The organism is Streptomyces sp. 8L, from assembly GCF_020176795.1.
Lineage (GTDB): Bacteria > Actinomycetota > Actinomycetes > Streptomycetales > Streptomycetaceae > Streptomyces.
The window spans coordinates 1-4,415 of record NZ_JAIUKE010000694.1; the positions used below are offsets into that span (position 1 = coordinate 1).

General features: G+C 71.9%; 2 protein-coding genes. One reads left to right on the top strand and one right to left on the bottom strand.

The annotated features are described in order from the left end of the window. Window positions 1-99: 99 nt before the first annotated feature. Window positions 100-1,059 (bottom strand): ABC transporter substrate-binding protein, encoded by a 960-nt coding sequence (locus tag LCE31_RS37285; protein ID WP_225022500.1) that lies wholly within the window; start codon window positions 1,057-1,059, stop codon window positions 100-102. A 772-nt stretch (window positions 1,060-1,831) separates the two neighbouring features. On the opposite strand from LCE31_RS37285, the gene LCE31_RS37290 reads away from it, so the two are divergent. Continuing rightward, window positions 1,832-4,415, top strand: a 2,584-nt coding sequence (locus tag LCE31_RS37290; protein ID WP_374118685.1) for a sensor histidine kinase, incomplete at its 3' end; no start/stop codon positions are given.

A 4,415-nucleotide genomic window follows, 5' to 3' on the forward strand; every position in this document is an offset into this window, starting at 1 on the left:
GGCCCGGGCCACCCGCCCCGCTCGGCCTGCCCCCGACGCACGGCACCGCCGTCCGGAGTGCTCCTCCGGCGGCGGTGCGCGGTGTGTGCCCGGGGCGGGTCAGCCGAGGCCGGCCTTGGAGAGCCACTCCTTCGCGACCGCCAGCGGGTCCGCGTTCTGGGACTGGACCTTGGTGTCCATCGTGAGCAGCGACTCCGTGTCGAGCTTCGCCGAGACGGCGTTGAGCGCGTCGACGCCCTTCTGCGGCAGCTTCGACTTGTAGACGAGCGGTACGACGTTCTCGAAGCCGAACAGGTTCTTCGGGTCCTGGAGGACGACGAACTTGTTCTTCGGGATGCTCGGGTCCGTGGTGAACACGTCGCCGGCCTGGATGTTGTTCGCCTTCAGCGCGGCGACCGTCAGGGGGCCGCCGGCGTCGAGCGCCTTGAAGGACTTGTACGTCTGCCCGTAGTCCGACTTGAGCCCCACGAGGCCCTGGTGGCGGGTCTGGAACTCCGGCGAGGCGCCCATGACCAGGTCGGAGGCGTGGCTGCTGAGGTCCGCGATCGTCGACTTGCTGGTCAGCCCGTACTTCTTGGCGGTCGCCGCGTTGAGGACGACGGCGTCCTTGTTCTGCGCGGGGGCCGGGTTCAGGACGGTCAGCTTCGGGTCCAGCTTGGCGGTGACGGCCGCCTGCGTCGTCTCGACGGTCGTGGGGGCGGCCTTGGCGTCCAGATAGGCGAGCAGAGCGCCGTTGTACTCCGGGAGGACCGTCAGCGACCCGTTCTTCATCAGGCCGTACGTGGTCTCGCGGCTGCCGATGTTGGGCTTGTAGCTGACCTTGAGCCCCTTGGCCTTGAGAGCCTCGCCGTAGATGTCGCCGATCAGGATCGACTCGGCGAAGTTGTTGGAACCGACGACCACGGTGTCGCCGTCCGCCGCGGGCTTCTGGAGCGGGTCTCCGGAACCCTTGTCGGACGAGGAGGAGGACGAACAGCCTGCCAGTGCGGTGGTGGCAGTGGCCGCGAGGGCGACCGCGGCTATGAGAGCGCGCTTACGGCTGTTTCCGGTTACGGTCACGTTTGCCAACCTGGGCTCGGTTCGGGGAGTGGTCTGGTCGAGCGGTCATGTGTCGGGGCAGAGGCGGTTGTGCGCAAGTGCTTGACAACCCCGGCGAACACATGGTGACGATCCAAGCCAGGCGGCGCCCCGCGCGTCAAGCTTTTCATGTCACTGATTGACATCGACTGGGCATAACCGGGCAGCGCGATCGCCGGCCGAGGGCCGGTCGGGGGTTGATCGGCGGTTGATCGAGGGCCGGTCCTGAGTCGAGTCGATGGGACCGGTCGGGAGCATAGGGAGAGACCGTCCGGTCGGTTTTGATCCGGACGCGGTACGGATCGCGATCGGGTGCCGACCGGATCGCGATCGAGTGCTTGCCGTATCGAGTTCGGGTGCCGGTCGGATCGTGTTCGGTTTTTCATCCGGAGGCGATCGGGGCTCGGGCGGGCGTCGGCACTGGGGCCGGGCTGGGGCCGGGCAACGCTCGGGCGTGGTGGATGGCGGTCGGCATGAGGTCGTGAAGGGTGCTGCCCCGGCCCGGCTTCGGGCGAATCAAGATCGAAATTTGTTCGACCCGAGGCCAATTGGCATCACGTGCGCCCAACTCGGTCTGGTCAATTATTTCCTGGGGTCGTAGACGGCGCCGTAGGGCGACTAGATAATCTTCATTCCTCGGACCCGGTCCGCCCCTACGTGGTCCGACTGCGTTAGTTTCCGCCCGCCGATCCGGCCGGATTTCCGGTCGACGCGCCCTGACCAGTCAGAACGGGCGTACAGCCGAGGAGGCTTGGTGCCCACGCACAGGAGGGTCAAGAGGGACGCGAGGGACCCCGAGGACACGGGGAACCGCGGCACCCGGGCCGACCGCGGGAACCGGGCCGAAGGACCGGGCCGCGGCGACCGCGCCCCTCACCCCGGCGAGCGGGACGCAACCGGCGGTACGCACTGGGCCCGCGGTACGGACAGGGCCGGCGCCACGGGCCGCGCGGGCGACCGGGCGGTGCGCGGCGACGACCGGTCGGCGCACCCGGACGACCGGTCGGTGCGCGCTGACGATCGCCAGGCGTCCGCCGATGACCGTACGGCGCGCGGTGGCGACCGTCCTCCTCTCGCGCCCCGCGTCCGGCGCCGCGCCTCCGGCGTCCTGGAAAGCTGGCCGTTCCGCCGCAAGTTGAACGCGATGGTCATCGTGCCGATCGCCGCGATCGCCGCGATGCTCGCGTACGTCACCTACCAGCAGGTCGACCAGGCGCAGTCCGCCGCGTCGACCGCGCGGCTGGTCCGCAGCAGCCGGGCCGTGGCCGAACTCATCGACGGCCTCCAGACCGAGCACCGCGAGGCCCTCCTCCTCTCCCTCCACTACGAGGCGCGGACCAACGAGGCGGAGACCCCGAACACGGCCGGCTTCCGGCAGGCGCAGGAAGGCGTCGACGCGCAGGCCCGCGCCGTCGCCACGGCGTTCGGCGACGAACTCCCGCCCGCCGAGGGCGAGGCGCTCAAGGAGATCGGCGGCCTCTCGGCGCTGCGCGAGACCATCGAGAGCGGTCCGCTGCCCCCCGACAACATCGACCCCGCCTACAGCGCTGCGGTCGACGACCTCATCGACGGCCTCGATCTCGGCTCCTCCGCCGACCAGTCGTCCACGTCCTCCGCGAACGTGCTGGACGCCCTGCTGCGCGCCGACACCGCCCACGCCTCCTTCGAGACCAGCGTGTTCGCGGCCCGCACCGGCGACCCCAACGCGCTCATCGAGTTCACCGGCGCCGTCGGCGAGTACGCCACGTACACCTACCAGGCCGACCGGTTCACCCGGTACGCGACGACGCGGCAGGGCCAGGAGCTCGCCGGTATCGAGCGCAGCGAGCCGGAGAACACGATCGGGCAGCACTACGCGGCGCTCCAGGTCGACCCCGGGTCGCTGGTCGCGCAGAAGCCGTCGATCGTGCAGGACGACCTGAGTACCGCGCTCTCGTCGGAGACCACGTACCTGCGGCAGGCCGACAACCGGCTGCGGATCACCCGCTCGCTGATCGGCCAGATCGCCGACGAGGCGAGCGGCGCCTCCAACGCGGCCTGGTGGCGCGCCGTGATCCTGCTGGGGTCCGCGCTGGTCGGGTTCGTCCTGTGGCTGCTGTTCTCCGTCCTCGCCCGGCGCTCGGTGATCCGGCCCGTGCAGGCGCTCACGGCCGCCGCCACGCGCGTGGCCGACCTGGCGGGGCGGGAGCTGTCGAGGGTCGCGGACGACGACTCCGTGGACACCGCGCCGCCCCGCCTCGAAGCGGTGCCCGTGCCGGTGCAGGACGAGATCGGCGACCTCGCCGCCGCGTTCAACCAGGTGCAGGCGACGGCCACCGCGCTGCTCGAACGCCAGGTACTGGGCCGCCGCAATGTCGCCGAGATGTTCGGCAACGTGGGCCGCCGCGTCTCCAACCTGACCGTGCGCCAGCTGACCCTGATCGACGCGATCGAGCGCGGCGAGACTAGCCCCGACGTGCTGGAACGCCTCTACCGCATCGACCACATCGCCGTACGCCTGCAACGCAACGCGGAGAGCCTGCTGCTGCTCGCCGGCATCCGCGACGACGCGCCGGAGGCCGGCCCCACCGCCCTGACGGACGTCGTACGGGCGGCACTCGGCCAGATCGAGGGCTACCAGCGGGTCGCGCCGCGCGCCGAGAACGATGTCACCGTCATCCCCGACATCGTTGGCGACCTCACGCTGATGCTGGCCGAACTGCTGGAGAACGCCGTGGCGTTCTCGCCGTCCGGCACGCGCGTCGAGGTGGTCGTACGCTCTCGCGCCGAGGGCGGCGACGGCGACGGCGGCTTCGTCGAGATCATCGACCACGGCCTCGGGATGAGCCCCGCGCGGCTGGAGGAGGAGAACGCGCGCCTGGTGCGCCGTGAACGGCTCGACCTGGTGCCGACGAAGGTGCTCGGCCTGTTCGTGGTCGGCGGCCTGTCGCGGCGCTGGGGCATCCGGGTCACCCTGGCGCGCACGCCGGGCGGCGGTACGACGGCCTCCGTGCTCATCCCGCCGTCGCTGCTGCTCGCGGGGCCTGTGCCCAAGGTCGGCCCGCGCGCGCTCGCCGCCGTCCCGGACCGCAGGGCGGTGGGCGGCGCGCCGCCGATCGCCATGACCGTGCCGAAGACACCGCGCCGCGACACCGGCCCAGGCGCGGGCCGGGGCCCGGCCCGCGGCGCGGGTCCTGGCGCGGGCATGAGTCCTGGCTCCGGCACGGGTCCCGGGGGCGGTCCGCGTACCGGCATGGGTGCGGGCGCGGGTGCCCCCGGTGGTCCGGGGGCGCCGCCGCCCCCCCCCCCCCCGGCGCCCCCCCCGCCCCGGGCGCCCCCCCCCCCCGGCGCCCCCCCCC